Source organism: Aquimarina atlantica, assembly GCF_000626715.1.
Classification (GTDB): domain Bacteria; phylum Bacteroidota; class Bacteroidia; order Flavobacteriales; family Flavobacteriaceae; genus Aquimarina; species Aquimarina atlantica.
This window is the reverse complement of the sequence record NZ_AQRA01000006.1, coordinates 161336-179642: the sequence shown is the minus strand read 5'-3', so window position 1 is coordinate 179642 and position 18307 is coordinate 161336. Positions and strand designations below refer to the sequence as shown.

Below are 18307 nucleotides of genomic sequence, written 5' to 3'. Positions count from 1 at the left end.
TCGAAATAATGATTACAAATTTCTCTACTAATTCAACTTATTTTCTCGAAAAGGCACGAGCTTCTTTTAGGGGGAATTTTGACTAATTAAGGTTGTATGACAGGCTGTATTTACATTATGAATATAGTAAAAACTCAATTCTTATCCAATAAAGAAACTTGTTTTATACTAAGATTCTTATCCATATATTTACTATTTAAATATATACAAATTGGTCGATTAAAACCATAGTTCTTCTAATTCTTATGGGTTTAGGTTATCTGCTAGTCATGAGGTTTAACACTCTTTTAAAGAATCCAGCTTTTGGTCTTTCTCCATACCCATATCCGTAGCCATATCCATACCCAATTTTTCTAAAATCTACATCATTAAACAAAACTGCTATAGAAGTAAACCTTTTTTCTTGATTTAATGTTTTTGGGATATCCAAAAGTCTTTTATCAGAAAACTTTTGCCTTACTACATAGATACACAAATCTGCATAAGAGCTTAATAATAATGTATCTGCCACAACAGTAATAGGAGGTGTATCTATAAGAATATAATCATATTCTTTTTTTAGATACTTAAATAATTCTTCAATTCGTTCATGTTTTAATAATTCTGCGGGGTTTGGCGGTTTAGGCCCAGAAGTAAAAACGTCTAAGTTTTTAAAGCCTTTCATGTTAGACATTATATCCTCTACCCGTATAGATTCGTCTCGAATAAAGTTGGTAATTCCTTTTTTACCATCAACATCCATCCGCTCTCTTAACTCTGCAGATCTTAAATCCATTTCTAACAAAGCAACTTTATTTCCAGAACGACCAAGAGTTATTCCCAGATTACTAGCGGCAAATGACTTTCCTTCTCCTTTAATACTAGAAGTAATCAAAATGGTTTTTCCTTTTTCTTTAGAATGCGCTAAGAGAAAGTCAAGATTGGTTTCTAACAATCTAAATGCTTCTGCTAATATGGATCGATCCGCTTTTGGTGTTACCAATTTTTTATCTTCTGGAGATGAAGGAATACTACCTAGTAGAGGTAATTTTAATTTCTTTTTTAGTTCTTTAATATCATTGACTTTAGTATTCATTAAATCCTTAAAGAAAACAATAACGATAGGTATAATTAGTGCCGCAAGAAAGCCTGTTAGAAATACAATATTCTTTTTTGGTTTTATAGGGCTTCTAGAAATATATGCTTTTTCGATAACCTTCACATTCGAAACAGTAGCAGCAAGAGAGATTGCTGTTTCTTCTCTTTTTTCTAATAAATACAAAAACAGAGTTTCTTTGATTTGTTGTTGTCTCTGTATATCTCTGAGTTTTCGTTCTTTTTCTGGTAATAATGAGATTTGAGCATTTACTACGGCATCACTGTTTTTAAGATTATCTATTTTAAGTTGAAGCGTTTTTTTTAGATTGATAAGACTTTGTTCTATACTCTTTCTTAAATCAAAAAGCTTATCATTTAAGCTTATTAATAGCGGGTTTTCTACTCCCGAACTCTTAAGTATTCTATTTCGCTGTAATGCTATATCATTGTATCGGGAAATCATGGTTACCGCCTTACGGTCTTCAAACCCAAGGTTTACAGGAAGAAGATCATTTTTAGAATTTTCTAAATAATCCATTAAATAATCTATTAATCCCATTTGTATTGTTGCAGCTAACTGTTCTTTTTCATTAACAAAAGACTTTTCTAGCATTAAAGAAGCTTCTGAAGATAAATTTGTTAAGTTATTTTCGGTTTTAAAGAATTCGACATTTTTCTCTAAGTCATCTAATTCTTGATTAATAATATGTATTCGTTCTTTTATAAAATCGGCAGTATTTGCAGAGATTTGATTTTTATCTTTAATAACATCCTTGTTATATTCTTCGATAAGACTATTTAATATTTCTTTAGCTCTATCTTGAGCTATGGTAGTTAGTGTTAATGTGACTACACTTGTATTTTGATCTGTAAGGCCTATTTTTATGGTCGATTTATATCTTTCTACCATATCCAAAAGCGGAGTACTATTTACATAGATATTAGCACCGGTATACTTGTGAAGAATTCTAAAATCCGGTTCAACCAAAATATCTCCAAAGGGAGAACCTATACATTTTCCGTATTCTCCTTTTAGAATGAATTTTTCGTTGGTATCTTTTATAGCAAACTGCGTATTAGGCAGAATGGTAATGATAAAATTTAATCCCTGATCATAATAAGAATCTTCTAGAAACTTAACTTTAATAGGTGAGTTTTTAGTAAGTTCTACAAATCGTTTAGAGTATTTGGTTTTACTAAAATACTGAACATTTAAGTGTAGTTTTTTAACAACATTTTCGAGTAATGGTCGTGATTTAAGTATTTCTATCTCATTTTCTACTTCTCTTTTAGCATTTTTAAAAATAGAGAGGTCTTCAAAAGCAGAAAGTTCAGACATTGCTCCATTATTCTCTGATTTAATTAATATAGTAGATGTAGCTCGATACATCTTAGGAGTATATCTTAAATAGAAAAAACCTATCACAAAACAAATTACAAGAGAAACAATAAACAACCTCCAGTGGGCTATATATCTTTCTAGTAATTCTTTGATGAATAGATTTTCAGAATCATCATCGATCTCATAATTCATTTTATGAATTCTTTCGGTTTAAAGAGAATTTAATTATTGTAAATTTAACTATTATATATGAACTATCACGAAAGAATTTCAAATTCTATGAGGTACTTGAAGCTGAATATTCTATAAGGCCAAGAAAGCTAAAACCAATACTTTTAAAAACTTCTTTTTCCTTTTACTACAATGTTTTTAATGATTTTAAATAAGTAATTAATATCTGTTAAAATTGGGTTTTTCTCATATGCTGTTAAATATTTCATTTCAGACGCTATAATTTCTTCTAGTGTATCTGGCATATCAGCATAAAATGGGGGAATGAGGCCTGGTTTGAATTTAATTCTTTTTTCCTGTAATTCTTTGGTATACAAACTAAAGTAATGACTACTAAGAGGGCGCCCTCCTATAAGTTTCATGTCTCCTTTTAAAAAATTAAGAACCATAGGTAGTTCGTCTATCCAATATTTTCTAAGTAATTTACCTGTATTAGATATTCTAAAATCGTTTTTTAATTTCCCTCCCTTTTTCAGATTGTTCTTTTGAAAAACATAATGTTGCAGATACTCAGAGTATGGATGCATGGTTCGCAACTTATATACATTAATTAATTTTCCATTTTTACCTACACGTTTCAGACTAATTAAAGGGCCATAGGTAGGGTTCATATCATACAAAGGAAGTTTTGTTTTCTTTGCTACAAAATATAATTTATTATCAATTACTTTTTCTTCTATTACATCAAAACCACAACTATATAATCTTCCTAACACTTCGGCCTTTGTTAATACTCTACCGTAACCTTTTGTAATATTAAAATATATTTTTTTTGACCACTTTAGCTTAGGACTAACTCTATGAAAGATAAAATCACCTAAATAATATAGATAATTTAAAGGCTTAGGAAATTTTTTAAGTATTCTTTCTTTACGGGTTTCATAAGTTTCTATCGTATTAACAAACAATCCTCCTTCTGGTAATTTATCATTTACCATTTCAAGAAATTTATTAATTCGCCTGTAGTGATTAACTTCTTGTAGATTTACAATTGCCTGAAATGATTCTTTTGGATAAGCATCAATATTATTTTTATCCCTGGTATCACAAAGTAACACATCAAACAATCGAAATTCTTGCAGGTGACTACTTATAAAATCACAAGCATCATTACCCAATTTCCTGGTAATTATCTTTTTGATTGCAACCTTACTTTTACCCCTTAACGCATAAGGTTTAGTACCAGAAAAAATAGAATTAGTAAGGTTTTTACTCTTCTTATCTAAAATAGCATAAGCTTCTGCACTAATAGTTCTTATGATCATACCTCAACACTAAATTTAGAAGATGAAAATGAATCAAAAAATAAGCAACCCGATGAGCTGAAAACAAGTGGTTTTGTTTTCAGAAAACTATGTTTTAGTAGCATAGATATTTAGATTTGGTTAACACTTTAAAGATACTACAAGAAGAGTAAAATCGATAACGGGTTTACCACAAAATAATTATGCTAAATTCCTGTTTTACAGATTTTTACCCGTAAAAACTAAGAAAATAAAAGGGATTTAATAGGAAAAAAAGTTAATCTTAACAAAAAAACTTACACTTTTTGTTAAAAAATCAATTAAACATCGGTAAAACAACAAAAATAAGAGGTAAAATAACCTTAAAAATAATAATGTTGTTGTTTTTGAACCAAAACAGTAAACTTTAAAGTGATAAGAGTACTTATTAATTCACCACACGAAAGAAGAACACATTTTGAATACAGTATTAAAGTTTGAACAGTCGTTGTTTAATGTCTCTAAAAGAATTAATAAAGCAAAATCGATTGAATTGAAAATCATAGGTTATTTTTTACATAAAAATGCTTCTTAACTACATTTTTTACATTCTGTAGCACTAATTCTTTACTCCATTTTATGATGTTATCATTCCATCGTTGAGGATGAAATGTAAACATAACCTGGTTAGGAAATGCTGCATTTTTGAGTGCTTCGACAATTTCGGGGGTGCTGTGAAAAGTTTTGTCATATCTGGTATTCACCCAATCTCTTACACTGGTCTTATGTCCATCCCATTTCCTTCCTGTATCTGTTAAGTAATACACTTTATCATAATCTATATCAAAATAAGGTTCGCCAATAATACCAAAATCCTGATATCGGTATGTTTTCCACAGGTCCTTAGAATCATATTTAGATAATGGTGAGCCATGCATACAAATAGTAGATACAGGTGTAAGTTCTCTTAGTGCAAAAAGATTATTTCTAAAATCTTGAATTCCTGCTTCTACATCACCTTTTGTAGTTGTTAAGCATTCATAGTGATATCCTATCTCATGGCCGAGATCTGCTATTTTCAGGATTATTTTTTCATTCCAACTTTCTGGAACAGCTCTAAAATAGTAAGTTCCCTTAATTCCTTTTGAAGCTTGAAGCTTTGCAAAAGCCAATGAGTTCTGTGGTAATAAATCTACATCATGCCTTAGAACAATGCTTTTTTTTCCTGGTTTTGCAATAAACTCTGCAAAAGTTTGAAATTGATAGCCGTTGTTCATCAATGCTCGTAACAATTCTCTATATCGCTGTACGGTAAAATCTATCATTTATACTCGAGTTGTATTTTTGGATTGTCTATTATAGCTTTTTTGCTTTGAGGATAGTTTTCTACAAACCATACCATAAAAGAGGTAACATCAATTTTATCTTTTAATAACTTTTCTAGTCTTTTTTTAAATACTTCTTTCAAATCAGGGATTTCATCAAGTTCTTTAATTTTAGACAATACACCTTCTCCATTTTTAAAGCTAAACAGTAACCCATATTTTTCTTGTTCCCTGATGGTTCCTGCCATGATACTATTTATATATAGTGCGGGTGTACCAAGTACGGCGCATTCTGAGGCCATTGTTGCTCCTTCGCCAATAAACATACAAGCATAAGCCAAAACATTATGCATTTCTTCTGGCGGTATTCTTATTTGATATTTTTTGAATTCATCTGGCAATTTTCCTTCAGAGGAGATAAAGACCGTATATTTCTTTTCTAAATAATCTATCAGTTCTCGTTTTTCCTGTATAGATAGTCCAGATTGATTTACATCATGACTTGCATTCCATGACACAAATCGAAGTATTACATATTTAGCATCGGGGTTAATTTTTAGAACATCATAAATACCTGGGTCTGCAACAAATCTATTAGGGTGCAGGTAGGCTAATTCATGATACCCATCATACCATATTTGCCTATCTCCCAACTCTTTATGAAACGCATTAGAGGTTAAAACACTATTTGTAAAAGGTAAATATAAACGCACTTGTTCCATATTTCCTGTATCCTCCATCGATATATGTGGTTTTCCTAATACAACCGATGCATGTGCCGCATAAGGAGAGCCATGGCTCATTAAAATATCAGGACGAAACTTCAACCCATGAAGAATTTCCATAATATCGAATTTTAGTAAGCCAAATATTTTTCCAATAGTGGTATTATATTTTTTACCAAACGAAATAAAGCGAAGCCCTGAAGCTTTCAATAACTCGATCTCGAATTCTTTTTCGCGGCATGTAAAAAGAAATTCATGTCCTCTTTTTTGCATTTCTAATGCAAAGTTTTTAAACAAATGAACATGACCTGGATGACCAATATCGATAAGGATCTTCATACGTATTTAATTTTATTTTTTACAATCAACTGTTTTTTAAAATTTTAACTGCCCTTTTTCCCAAACTATATAAAAGTGGATTGGCTACATAAATAAATCTGCCATACTCTACCAAATCCCCTCCAAATTTTGATTTAAATTCTCTTACTCCATAGTCTTCTTCAGGTTTTCCTGCTCCCATAAAATCAAACCTCTTAATGTTGTTTTTGCATGCATAAAGCATAGCCGACCATGTGGCAAGAATACTTGGATATATATTCTTATATGCTTTATCCTTACCACACACATACCACTCATAGATTGCTTTATCTCTAAAAATTGGAAAAACAATCCCGCCAACAACTTCGTCTTTATAAAAGACCAAAAGAAATTTTGCAACTCTCTGGCTCCATAAAGTGATAAAGAAATATAATTTTGGAAGTGGTGTTTTTACTTTTGTCTTATATAGGTCACTAAGAATGGCATAGTATGCCTCTATCTCTGATTGATGCTTTGCTTCTCGCACTACTGCACCTTCTTTTAAGCTCTTTTTAACCTGCCTTAGTTTACTACTGCTAATTCTTTGTTTTACTTTTTCTTCTGTATCGCATGATACATGAAAATTTAAGTGAGGATGATACTCAAAACCTACTGTATTAAGAGCGTTTTTATATTGATTATAGTCATTAAGGTTACGAGTTTCTATATAAATTACTTTATGTTTTAAATGTTTAACCACCGTTTTAAACAATTCTGTAACGTGAACTTCTTCTACTTCTTTAGAAAAAACGGGGCCTCCAAAAATGATGGCTCTACGGGTAAAAGAGGACTTAATTCCGTTTTCTTTTTGGACAATTCCGGAAACAAATGCAGTAATTTTTTTATCATACTCTATGGCAAAAGCAAAAGTTTCATACCCGGCGGTGATAAAAAAGGAAAGTGCCTCTGGCGTTTGAAAAAAACTTGCAGAATCGTTTTCTAAAAGCACTTCTAATTCCTCTGGGTTTATCCCGCTGGTACTTGTATGTATGGTGAGTGTTTTAGTCATTATAAAGCTTCTTTATAAATGGATATTAGTTTAGGAGCGATAACTTCAGAATCCAGGTGAGAAATACGAATTCTACCCTCTGTTCTTTTAGGATATTGTAGTGCTTTATCAATTTTATTCGCTATCTCTGTTTTATTAAAACCAGTGACAAAACATCCTGGCGTATTTCTAATAGTTTCTTTTATATCCCCTACATTAACAGCTACAATTTTACAATTACAGGCCATGGCTTCTTTAATTACATTGGGAGATCCTTCCCAAAAACTTGTAAGAATGATTACATCTGCAGCATTAAAATAAGCAGGCATTTGCGTGTTAGGAATATCGATAAGCGATTGTAACTCTATATCCTCATGATCAAGTAATTCGAAAGCGCTTTTTGCCAACTCATAATTTTTTACTTTTCTTTTGGGATTTGCTGCAAAAAGAATGTGTCGCTTATTAGGATCCCATTGTGTAATTTCTAAAGCTTCTTTTTTAGAAAACGGTCTAAATTTTTTAAAATCTACCCCATTAGGTAAGATATTTACTGTTTTAATACCAGAAGATGTTTTCATATCCAGAGATTTTACGATAATCTTATTCCAGAAAAAGAAATTGAATATTCTGATCAGATATTTTAGCAAAAAGGAAGCTTTTACATCACTCCCCATTAGAGATACTATTAATGGTTTTCCTCCTGCCAAAGCTGCAACTATGGCGCTAAGAGAATAGTGTGCATGAATGATATCATAAGAATGGCGTTTCAGAAATTTTCTTAGTATGAAAACATGTTTTAGATATCCACTAAACCCTTTACCTTTAATTGTAAAGAAAGAAACATCATGTCCCAGCTCAATCAGAGAATTACCTTGATTAAAAACAATAGGAGATATTCCATTCTTTGTATTTCCGCTACTTACAAAAAGTACATCCATTTCTATTAAAAAGATTATTGTTTAATTATTAGCTGTGATATATCGGTTCTGTTTTTACATTCTTATTCTCTAAATATTGCACGATACTATCTGCATATACTTTCTCTACTTCTAGTTTTTTGGTTACAAATTCCCAGTTGTCATTTTTATTGGTAAAATATCCTTCAGAATAAGGAATTCCTGCTGTGCCAAAATAGAGGGACTGAAACTCAATTAGATAAAATTCGCTTCCATCAAATACGATATCAATAGAGATATGAGGGACATTCATTTTTGTATAGATTTCCTGTGCAAAATCAAAAAGGCCATCGGGTGCTTCGGCTTCTAATCCATAGAAATAATTATCATATCCACCACCACTGGCTTTAATACCACGTCCTTTTAATAATGGTCTTTTAAATACATATAATTTTTCTCCAAAAATGTAGATTTTCCAATCGTTCTGCAGATTTGGTATAAAATCTTGTAGTATAAATTTTTGCCTGTATAGAGATTCTCTTATGTATCCTTTATGTTTGAGAGATCTTCCGTAATCTTTTAAGTCACTACGATAATTACGCTGATTTATTTGCTTGACTCTAGTGATTAATTCTCTTTCAGATTTTATTAGGCAAACTCCCGTTCCCGAGGCACCTTCAGAAGTTTTAAAAACAACAGGATAAGTGATCTTATCCAAATGCATCAAAAGATCTTTCATAGAACCATAAACCTGCGCATTAATATTATTTGTCAAGTCTTCGAAATGTCTCATAAGCTCCATAAAAACTTTATTATTATTAGCTCTTAAGTGCTTGTACGCAGGAATTACATTTGCGCCAGATAATTCTAATGCATATATCATATCTTCTATATAGGATTTATACTTATACCCAATATCTTCTGAAGAAGTATAGATCACATCTTTACCTTTAAAAGTATTCTCATTCAGGTTAATTTCATTGAAATAGGTATACGACAACCGAAATCCCATATCATAAAAATAGTCGGATAGCTTATCTTTATCCATCCCACTACGATAAGGAGTATCAAAATGTTTAGATCCAAATTTTGCTTTATAATCCATTAATACTATTATAGACTTCATAGGTGTGTATTTTTGGTGAAATAGAATGATTAGACATATTGTGTAGTATCGATAAAGACATTAATAATGTATCTCGGTATTTTTCTGGTGTATAGGGAGATAAATCAGTAAACATTGTATTTAATTGTGTATTATCAAAAAGTGATTGATCGCTATTTATGATCAAACGTAATTCTTTCTCATTTGCTTTGACCCCAGAAATAATACCCAGATTGTCTAAATTGGTTTTTGTAACTTTTTTAAGTAGTTTTTTCTTTAAAAACGGAAGAATAATATTATGAATATACTTAGGATCTCTCACATCTATAGGGCGATATCCTTTTCCTGTTATCTGGGTATAAATCTGTTGATTCGTCTTCTTTATGATATCGGTATACAGGTATTGACCTTTCATTCTTTTTATAGGATTATCTGTAAAAAAGTCATTATTAGCTCCTCCATACTTCGTAGTAAGCAATGTTTTCACAAAATTATAATCAAGAAATGGTGTTCTAACCGAAACGTATTTTTGCTGTAGCGTGATCCACTGCCCAAAGAATTTTCTAAAGATTTCTTCGAATACAAAAATGTAAAATTGTTGATTCCTTGTTATATCCTGAGGAAGAGATTTTTTGTATTCTATAATTTCCTCGATAAGTTCGTCTAATGCTACAGTAAATGCAGATGAATTTAAAACGCGAAGAGGTTCTGCATTCTTTATAATGTCTGCTAATTCTTCTTCGTTTTGTATTCTAAAGATATTTGTCAATGTTTCTGAAGTGACTGCACCGGCAGAATGTAATGCTCTAAACAATTCGCTTCCTCCTGCTCCAGACAGCAAATATTTTGAGTTTTCTGAAACCTTTTTTGTACTGTATAAAAAATGAGGGTATAAAAATCCATTCCCCAGATAACCCGATGTGGTATATTCTAGTGCATTTTGATAATATTCTAATGCTATATATTCGGTTGCCCCAAGGTCAAAATATTGATACGGTATTTTTAGAGTTTTAGCATTAGCCAAAGGGATACTTACATCATCATTTCCTAGCTTACCAAAAGAAAATGTCCTAAATTTTTGATGATGATATGTAGCACAACTCACTAGCGTTCTTCCGTCGAAACCACTTGTAAATGCAATATCAAATTCTTCTTTCGGAAAATATTGTTTTGCGGTCTCTATGAATAGATTACTTAACTGATCTACCGTTTTTTTACCTCCTTTTGGATACGGAACAAACAAGCTGGAAATATCAAAATGTTTGGTAACCGTAATTTTATCATTTTTTAAAGTAATAAAAGAATGACAGGGAAGCAAGTTGATATTTTTATATAACGTCCTATTAAAAAAGCCATAGTTAAACAAAAGGTTTTCTAAAATAAACTTTTTATCTATTTCTGGTTTTGTAGTAAGGTGCTCTTTAATTAACTGTAGTGATGATGATATTAAGCAATCATTCTCTGTATAATAAATTGGTAGCATGCTAAAGAAACTATTGTATATTTTTATAGAATTCTCTTTGGCTACAATAGCATAAAAATGCCCCTTAAGCTTAGCAATTTCATAATCATTAACACTAAAAACTTCTTCGATAGAACCTATATAATCGCCAACAACTATTACTTTAAATTTTCCAATATTATATTCAAAAAAGCTTGTACTGGTAAATGACAAATACCAGTTAGAGGTTAACCTGAGTAATTTTTTTTTCTCTGATTTAGATATCAGCTTTTTATGAAATAGTATAAAGTCACTCATAGCTTTTCCTGTTTATAATAGTCCGCGATTTGATAGTTTAAATAAATTCCACATCAATATTGCTGCAAAAATGAATGTTAGATAGCTTAACCAATGCTGATTACGTTTGGGATATTTTGTAGCAATACCATCTGCCATAAAAATGATTAAAAATGGCAGCGATAGTATTTGAAATCGATCCTGAAATGATATTCCGGATGCAGCAAGAATTATAATATATAGTATAGAAAATCCTCCAACAAAAATGACTTTTCTATTTTTGGTTTTATAAGCATTATACAATCCTAGAAATACAAAAAAGTATAGGCAATTTCTTACAATTTCATTCTGAAAATGTGAGTAAATCCCTAATTGTGCCTCCTCAAAATCTAATAATGAAGGAAAAGGAGTAATGATTGCTCCTGCAATTAAAAGCGGACTTACAAGAGCCGCTGTATAATTTATTCCTCTCTGTTTAGAAGTATTACTTAACTCATTCCCAAATTGATCTTTACTTGCTTCTATTGCTATCTCTACATGCTTATCCATTCCCAATTTTTTCATTACAAAAAAACTTCCGACGATAAACAGTATTGAAATAAATACAGCCGACATTTTATAATTTTTATTAGACGTTTTATAGAACAGAATCTGTATTAGTACACAAAAGATTAGTAAGGGAGCTAATATTACTCTGAAATAAAAAAGTATCCCGAACTGAAGTAGAATAAGTAATGAATATAGGACTCTAAATTTTCTTTGTATGATGATTAATTGTGTTAGATAAGCAATATTTACAATCAGAAATATCATTAATGTTTCTTTTAACAAAAAACCTGTAAACCATAACAATGCTGGCATTAACATTGTAATGATTCCTGCCATACGAGCTCTTTTTTCATCATAAGAAATTCTGGTTATTTGATAAATTCTTATCACCGTGATACTACCCAGTACTGCATTGAAAATTTTTATAATTAAAATATTCTTTCCAAAAATGAAATAGAAAAAACCGATAATAATAGAGAATCCATAATCAGATTCATTTTTCCAAAAACCGGATAATGCACCAAATATATGTCTTCCATCTTCTATTGCATCTGCTACTATTGATCCAGAATAATGATAGCTCCAGGAATCTGATGCTGCTATTTCCATCGGTAAGTTTGCTGGATCATAGAGCATGGTAAGTAGATATAGGATTCCTATTGAAATGAGGCGATATATAAAACTGTGAAGGAAAATTCTTTGTATAAAATTATCTTTCTTTTCCCAGGAGTGAGAATAATATTGCAAACCCGTAGCAAAAAGAATAATGGTTCCAAAACCAGCAAACAGAATAGGCAATGGCATGATGTAGTCTGGAAATATCACTACATGTAGTAACAGTATTCCTACTGTAAAAAACATGATAACATTAGTATTTCTCTTTGTCCAGTACATTATGCAGATTTACTTTGATAAGATTGATTTACCTTTTGTATTTCGTAACAGTCTTCAAAACATGATTTGGCATTAGCGGCCATTATTTTTTTATCAGCCTGTGATAATTCAATAAATTTTAGAATAGCTGATGTTAATGAGGGCACTTCAAAATCCTCGATAAGAAATCCATTATAACCATCTATAATAATATCTTTAATTCCTCCTGCCGGAGTACTAATTATAGGAACACCCATTGATAAAGCTTCTAGAATTACGATAGGCATACCTTCCTGGGCAGAGCTTACAATCAAGGCATCTGCATCTAGCAAAAAGTCTGCTGCACTTTTTTTGGGTCCTGCTAAGAATACATTGGGAGTGTTAATTCTTTTCAGTTCGTCAACCAGAATCATATCTGTCTCACGTCCTATCTGAATACACATAGCCCCTGGATATTTTGTATAGACCTCTCCAAAACTTAAGGATAATAGTTTATAATTTTTATGGCGATTTATATTTCCTATTGCCAGAAAACGTTGCCCTTCTTGTGGTTGTATTGAAAAACTATTCCAAAATGTCTTTATTTCGCTTGCTGCTCTTTCTGGGTAATGGCTTTTTATTCCGTTAGGTATAACTGTTGACTTCAGTTTTGGTAAATTTTTCTTGAGATCCTTATAAATAGTTGGGGCAACACATACATGTAAAATTCTATTGTTTAAAAAACGAAGTTTATTTAAATACCCAAGTACTAATTTCCAATTTTCGAAACTACTATGAATGGTATGTACGTACGATATTTTAGGTTTTAATATTGAGATTCCGTAAACATAATATAACGGATTATGTAAGTGTACAAAAATGGTTTTGGGAGCTAATTTACCCAAGAGAATGTATAGATTAATAAATTGTTTTATACTATACTTTTTGGTCCAACCCAATTGGTGTAGATGAACTCCTTTTTTTATTTTATCAATATAATTTTTATTGGGATCTGTTATTCTTAAAGCAATGATAGACACATTATCTGATTTTGATTGTTCATTGGCAAGTTGAACAACAAAATTTTCTGCTCCTCCAATATCCAGGGATGATATGACATGTACAATTTTCATCTATAGCTGTTTTCCATATATCCAGCTGTCTATTATCTGATGTCCCGTTTGATTATAGGAAACCTGAAAATTATTAGCTTTTAAGAATTTTGACATTTTAATCTTAATCTGCCGGTCATCATCAAAAAGAAAATCATGACAGGAGATGGCAACATTCTTAGTAATCTTGATTGCATTTTCCATACCTTCTATCATTTGTAGTTCGGATCCTTCTATATTAACCTTAAGAAAATCAATATTTGTTATATTGTTTTCTTCTACAAAATGATCTAATGTGATCCCATCTACTTCTATACCTTTGGATTCTTTATTTATGTAATCAACTTGATAATTATTTGTTTCTTCAATCCACAATTTTTGATTACTATCAGTAATAGCCAGGTTTAAATTTTCGGAAGTCTTAATTTGGTTTTTAGCACATAATTCTACAAGTTTTTGATGACTTGCCCTACTCGCTTCGATAGAATATATTTTACCTTCATTTTCTGTTTTCTCATCAAAGAATAACGTTTCTGTTCCTATTCCTGCTCCAATATCGACAATTACATCTCCTTTTTTAGGAGTATAATATTGACAAGCTATTCGTTCAATGCTTCGATAAAGTTTCTTTTTACTAAAATTGAAATATGGCTGTTGTACCAAATAAAGATATTGCTCTCCATTTTTTAACCAATACATATCATAATCTGCATCATATTCTACTTGATTATTAGGGTCTTCTAATATCCTACTAATCCATCCTAAAAAAGATGCTTTACGGTTTTTTCCCGGAATCAAAGCCATAATACCATTGAGTATTCCTGATATTATTTTTTTTATGATTTGTTTCATCTTTTTAGATTTTTTAATATTACTTTATCGTTATCTTGTTAGTAATAAGGTTTTTAATTTCAATCAATTCTTTAAACTTCAGCATATAGGATAGTACATAGTATATCCCTAAACTTATTCCTACCCCTGTGATGAGTTGAATTAAATGGCTGCTAAATATTTCACTAATAAAAAAACCTATCCCTGTAGCTACTGTACTAACTAACAGGTACGGAAGAAGATCTACTAATTGATCAAAACCTGAGTAATCAATATACTTTTGGGTATAATATGAGTTAATAAAAAACCCTAAAAAAGAAACCAAAACATATCCAATACTTAACGGAATCAATCCAAACTTATAGGTCACCAAAATTGCAACAATAGTGAGCACATTTTTTACGAGTTCTAATTTTAAGAATAAATCAGACCTTCCTTTGGCATTCAGAAAATTAAGATTGATATATTGTAACGGATGAAAAATAATTTCTAATGATAATATCTGAAGTAAAATAACAGTTGGTAACCATTTACTTGTAATTAAAACCAAAATAATAGGCTTAGCATAAAATATAAGTGCAGTAATAATAGGAAATAATAGGAAACCTGTAAGTTTGACACTTCGCTCTAAAAGATTCTTAACTTTTGAGTCTTCCTCTATTACTTTTACCAAAACAGGAAAAGTAACACTTTGAAGAATCGTGGTTACCAGAGTTTCTGGGATTTGTTTAAATAAAGTGGCCCTAGTAAAATATCCCAGTTCTTCTGCTTTATAGATTTTACCGATTATAATAAGATAAATGTTTTTAAAAAATATTTTAAGTAATCCAGAAATCATTAGTTTAGAGCCAAATCCAAAAAGGTCCTTAAAAGATTCTTTATCAAAAATCAAACTAGGTTTCCATTGATTGAAGATCCACAATAGGATTGCAATCGATAGGCTTCTTACAATGGTTTGATACACTAAGGTCCAGACACCATATCCATTAACCGCCAGGTAAACACCTACAATTCCTCCTAGTAATGCAGATACAATATTTATTATGGCCAATGTTTTGAAATCAATTTTGGTAGTAAGAAATGCTCTATGAACAATGGTCGTAGATACGATTATAATATTGATTCCTATAACTTTTATAATATCGACAAGAACTGGTGTTTCATAGAAATCTCCTATAAAACCTGATCCAATAAATAAAATGCCATATAGTATAAAACCTACAATGATATTAAAGAAAAATATTGTAGAGTAATCATTATTGTTTACATTTTTTTTCTGTACCAATGCTGTAAAAAACCCACTATCTACTAAGGACTGAGATATTGCAAGAAAAATTGCTATCATTCCGATAAGGCCGTAGTCTTCTGGCATAAGTATTCTTGCTAATACAATACCCAAAATGAATTGTATCATTAACGTTGAAAACTTATCAATACTACTCCACACTAATCCAATAGTTGTTTTTCTTTTCAAAATACTCACGAGTAGTTGTTTTTATATAAAGTAACCAAATTTTAAAGTCAAATCTTGTACTGAAAAATTAGGTATACTGTAATTTTTTCGACCTATTTAGAAAAGGGTGATATTCTCCTCTTAACGGGCTTAATTCTGCGTTTCTAATATCATGCACTAATTGTATAGATGGTTTTGCATCTACCAATCCGAAACCATTATTGTTTAGAATCTCTATATAACTTTTGGTATGTAATTCTGTAAAGCCAGAGCTAAATTCAATTTCTTTTCCGTCAACAAGAATAGAACGATATGTCCTTTGGTTTTTCATTTTAACAGATTCTGGTATATTTTTATAATCTATAGATAGAAACCATCTCACACGTGCTTTTTCTAGTTCTAAATATCCAGAGGCATTATAAAGATCATGTTTGTGTACAATGTTTTCTGTTGCTCCTCCAAATATCCAAAGTAGCATATCAAAAAAATGAACTCCGATATTGGTTGCAATTCCTCCTGATTTACCAATTTCTCCTTTCCAGGAGCTATTATACCAACTCCCTCTAGAGGTAAGGTAGGTAAGATCTATATCATATATTTTATCCTTGGGCCCTTCATCAACCATTTTTTTAAGAGCTACAATACTATGGTGTAATCGTAACTGCAGAATTGTATTTACTTTTCTTTCGCACTCTCCTTCAATCTCAATGAGTGGTTCTATGTTCCAGGGATTCAAAACGAGAGGTTTCTCGCAGATTGCATTGGCCCCTCTGCGAAGCGCCATTCTTATATGGGCATCGTGTAGATAGTTTGGCGTACAAATACTTACATAATCTAATACAATCCCTTTTCTTCTTTTGAGTTTTTCGAGATGTCTGTCGAAACGTTCAAATTCTACAAAAAAATCAGTATCTGGGAAATAACTATCCAATACTCCTACACTATCAAATTTATCTAGTGCAGCCAGAAGATTATTATTTGTTTCTTTAATAGCCTTAAGATGTTTTGGAGCCACATAACCTGCTGCGCCAATCAATGCAAAGTTTTTTTTCATCATCATGTATTTTTTAATTACACTTTTAGATATTTAATCACGTATCTGATCGTAAAGAATTCTAGGGGTACATTTTAGGAATCAAAATTCCTTTTTGACAGGTTGTGTTTTAAAAACTTGTTGATTATCTAATTTATATTTTTCATTGCTTTCGGGGCAAACGGCAATACCTTCTTTATCAAATTCTAAACGATGCCCATACTCGCTCATCCAGCCAATTTGTTTTGCCGGATTTCCTACCACAAGTGCATATGGTTTTATATTCTTGGTTACAACAGCTCCTGCACCAATAAAAGCATATGTACCAATATCATGACCGCAAACTATGGTTGCATTTGCACCGATGGTTGCTCCTTTACCTACGTTTGTTTTGCTATATTGCCCTCTTCTATTTACACCGCTTCTGGGATTTACAACATTGGTAAATACACAAGACGGTCCCAGAAACACGTCATCTTCGCAAGTAACACCTGTATATACAGATACATTATTCTGTATTTTCACATTATCTCCGATAATAACTTGTGGAGAGATTACTACATTTTGGCCAATATTACAATGCTCACCTATACTACAATCTGTCATAATATGAGAAAAATGCCATATTTTGGTATTGATACCAATATCGCACCCATCATCTATTACGGCAGTTTCATGTACATAATAATTTGGTTTCATATACTATATTTTAATTATATCAACTCATTTATAACCATATTACAACCGAAATAGAATGTTGTAAATGATTTGCATTTCCTGGGGTGTTATTGTCTATAGAAAATTTTCCTAATGTCTGAAAATTAAGCCACATATATGCTCCTAGTCTAATGTTTAACCCCAGGCCAACATTTAGAGTATTATTAATAACTTCATTAAAAAAATTTCCACCCCATCCTCCTATCACATATCCTGTATATCCTGCATGTCTGGGATCGTTCCAATAGTTAGAAGTATAGTTTTTAACCATTAAGTCAACTGCAAAATAATTGATGGTTTCTACACTAAAAACACTGTTTATTTTTTTGCCTCTCTGAAATTTATTGATTGATGTTGATAGCTCAATTCCATAGTCATAATCAAATCTTTTTTCTACCGTAATTTTTAATAAACGAGATAGATTCCAATTATCTTCAATATTGAGTAATTCATCAAAACGACTTCCAGAATTGTCAACAACATTTAGTCCCAAGCCAATAACCCAAGGATCTTCTTCTTGTGCATAAGCAAAAGAAAAATTTATAACAAATAAGACTAGCAACAGAAGTCGTGTCAAAATCATATTTTATGATCACCATATATGTGTTTCTTTCATCATACAAATCAATTTTTTGGGGTTATAAATTGATTAATACATTTGATCAGGGTAAATCAAATCAAGAATTATTATAAATTCTTCTAAAACACTTTTAATTACTCGTGAACTATATAAATTTATTTGACAAATGTGAG

General features: G+C 31.1%; 15 protein-coding genes. All 15 read right to left on the bottom strand.

The window, feature by feature from the left end; translation table 11 throughout:
• Positions 1 to 256 precede the first annotated feature (256 nt).
• The 15 genes from ATO12_RS14395 to ATO12_RS14325 all read right to left on the bottom strand — a co-directional run bounded on the left by ATO12_RS14395 (position 257) and on the right by ATO12_RS14325 (position 18131).
• A complete protein-coding gene (locus ATO12_RS14395) occupies positions 257 to 2611 on the bottom strand; it encodes a GumC family protein (RefSeq protein WP_034242852.1) in 2355 nt (784 codons plus the stop codon).
• 143 nt (positions 2612 to 2754) lie between these two features.
• A complete protein-coding gene (locus tag ATO12_RS14390; protein ID WP_051575853.1) occupies positions 2755 to 3915 on the bottom strand; it encodes a sugar transferase in 1161 nt (386 codons plus the stop codon).
• Between the two features lie 518 nt (positions 3916 to 4433).
• The gene (locus tag ATO12_RS14385) at positions 4434 to 5198 is read right to left on the bottom strand and encodes a polysaccharide deacetylase family protein (RefSeq protein WP_034242851.1); all 765 of its coding nucleotides are present in this window, start codon (positions 5196 to 5198) and stop codon (positions 4434 to 4436) included.
• Complete coding sequence (locus ATO12_RS14380) at positions 5195 to 6262, bottom strand: DUF354 domain-containing protein (protein ID WP_034242849.1); 1068 nt, start codon at positions 6260 to 6262, stop codon at positions 5195 to 5197. The genes ATO12_RS14385 and ATO12_RS14380 overlap by 4 nt, the downstream gene beginning before the upstream one ends.
• Before the next feature lie 25 nt (positions 6263 to 6287).
• Positions 6288 to 7289 (bottom strand): lipid II:glycine glycyltransferase FemX, encoded by a 1002-nt coding sequence (locus ATO12_RS14375; RefSeq protein ID WP_034242848.1) that lies wholly within the window; start codon positions 7287 to 7289, stop codon positions 6288 to 6290.
• Positions 7289 to 8206, bottom strand: coding sequence for a glycosyltransferase family 4 protein (locus tag ATO12_RS14370; protein ID WP_034242847.1), 918 nt, complete (start codon positions 8204 to 8206; stop codon positions 7289 to 7291). The genes ATO12_RS14375 and ATO12_RS14370 overlap by 1 nt, the downstream gene beginning before the upstream one ends.
• Before the next feature lie 28 nt (positions 8207 to 8234).
• Positions 8235 to 9290, bottom strand: a complete 1056-nt coding sequence (locus ATO12_RS14365; RefSeq protein ID WP_051575852.1) for an ATP-grasp domain-containing protein — start codon at positions 9288 to 9290, stop codon at positions 8235 to 8237.
• Entirely contained in the window at positions 9259 to 11028 is a 1770-nt protein-coding gene (locus ATO12_RS24970) for an asparagine synthase-related protein (protein ID WP_051575851.1), read from the bottom strand. The genes ATO12_RS14365 and ATO12_RS24970 overlap by 32 nt, the downstream gene beginning before the upstream one ends.
• Before the next feature lie 12 nt (positions 11029 to 11040).
• Positions 11041 to 12450: a glycosyltransferase family 39 protein gene (locus ATO12_RS14355; RefSeq protein WP_034242846.1), complete on the bottom strand. Its 1410-nt coding sequence runs from the start codon at positions 12448 to 12450 to the stop codon at positions 11041 to 11043.
• On the bottom strand, positions 12450 to 13541 hold the full coding sequence (locus ATO12_RS14350) for a glycosyltransferase (RefSeq protein WP_034242844.1): 1092 nt from the start codon (positions 13539 to 13541) through the stop codon (positions 12450 to 12452). The genes ATO12_RS14355 and ATO12_RS14350 overlap by 1 nt, the downstream gene beginning before the upstream one ends.
• A complete protein-coding gene (locus ATO12_RS14345; RefSeq protein ID WP_034242843.1) occupies positions 13542 to 14372 on the bottom strand; it encodes an FkbM family methyltransferase in 831 nt (276 codons plus the stop codon).
• Between the two features lie 19 nt (positions 14373 to 14391).
• A complete protein-coding gene (locus ATO12_RS14340; RefSeq protein ID WP_034242842.1) occupies positions 14392 to 15834 on the bottom strand; it encodes a lipopolysaccharide biosynthesis protein in 1443 nt (480 codons plus the stop codon).
• Positions 15835 to 15892: 58 nt separating this feature from the next.
• Entirely contained in the window at positions 15893 to 16858 is a 966-nt protein-coding gene (locus ATO12_RS14335; RefSeq protein WP_394331714.1) for a Gfo/Idh/MocA family protein, read from the bottom strand.
• 81 nt (positions 16859 to 16939) lie between these two features.
• Positions 16940 to 17536: an acyltransferase gene (locus ATO12_RS14330; RefSeq protein WP_034242840.1), complete on the bottom strand. Its 597-nt coding sequence runs from the start codon at positions 17534 to 17536 to the stop codon at positions 16940 to 16942.
• A 28-nt stretch (positions 17537 to 17564) separates the two neighbouring features.
• A complete protein-coding gene (locus tag ATO12_RS14325; protein ID WP_165583385.1) occupies positions 17565 to 18131 on the bottom strand; it encodes a hypothetical protein in 567 nt (188 codons plus the stop codon).
• Positions 18132 to 18307: the final 176 nt, after the last annotated feature.

Excerpts from the sequence above, each read along its gene's own strand:
- ATO12_RS14395 (WP_034242852.1), bottom strand. The coding sequence starts at position 2,611 with ATGAATTATGAGATCGATGATGATTCTGAAAATCTATTCATCAAAGAA.
- ATO12_RS14390 (WP_051575853.1), bottom strand. The coding sequence starts at position 3,915 with ATGATCATAAGAACTATTAGTGCAGAAGCTTATGCTATTTTAGATAAG.
- ATO12_RS14385 (WP_034242851.1), bottom strand. The coding sequence starts at position 5,198 with ATGATAGATTTTACCGTACAGCGATATAGAGAATTGTTACGAGCATTG.
- ATO12_RS14380 (WP_034242849.1), bottom strand. The coding sequence starts at position 6,262 with ATGAAGATCCTTATCGATATTGGTCATCCAGGTCATGTTCATTTGTTT.
- ATO12_RS14375 (WP_034242848.1), bottom strand. The coding sequence starts at position 7,289 with ATGACTAAAACACTCACCATACATACAAGTACCAGCGGGATAAACCCA.
- ATO12_RS14370 (WP_034242847.1), bottom strand. The coding sequence starts at position 8,206 with ATGGATGTACTTTTTGTAAGTAGCGGAAATACAAAGAATGGAATATCT.
- ATO12_RS14365 (WP_051575852.1), bottom strand. The coding sequence starts at position 9,290 with ATGAAGTCTATAATAGTATTAATGGATTATAAAGCAAAATTTGGATCT.
- ATO12_RS24970 (WP_051575851.1), bottom strand. The coding sequence starts at position 11,028 with ATGAGTGACTTTATACTATTTCATAAAAAGCTGATATCTAAATCAGAG.
- ATO12_RS14355 (WP_034242846.1), bottom strand. The coding sequence starts at position 12,450 with ATGTACTGGACAAAGAGAAATACTAATGTTATCATGTTTTTTACAGTA.
- ATO12_RS14350 (WP_034242844.1), bottom strand. The coding sequence starts at position 13,541 with ATGAAAATTGTACATGTCATATCATCCCTGGATATTGGAGGAGCAGAA.
- ATO12_RS14345 (WP_034242843.1), bottom strand. The coding sequence starts at position 14,372 with ATGAAACAAATCATAAAAAAAATAATATCAGGAATACTCAATGGTATT.
- ATO12_RS14335 (WP_394331714.1), bottom strand. The coding sequence starts at position 16,858 with ATGAAAAAAAACTTTGCATTGATTGGCGCAGCAGGTTATGTGGCTCCA.
- ATO12_RS14330 (WP_034242840.1), bottom strand. The coding sequence starts at position 17,536 with ATGAAACCAAATTATTATGTACATGAAACTGCCGTAATAGATGATGGG.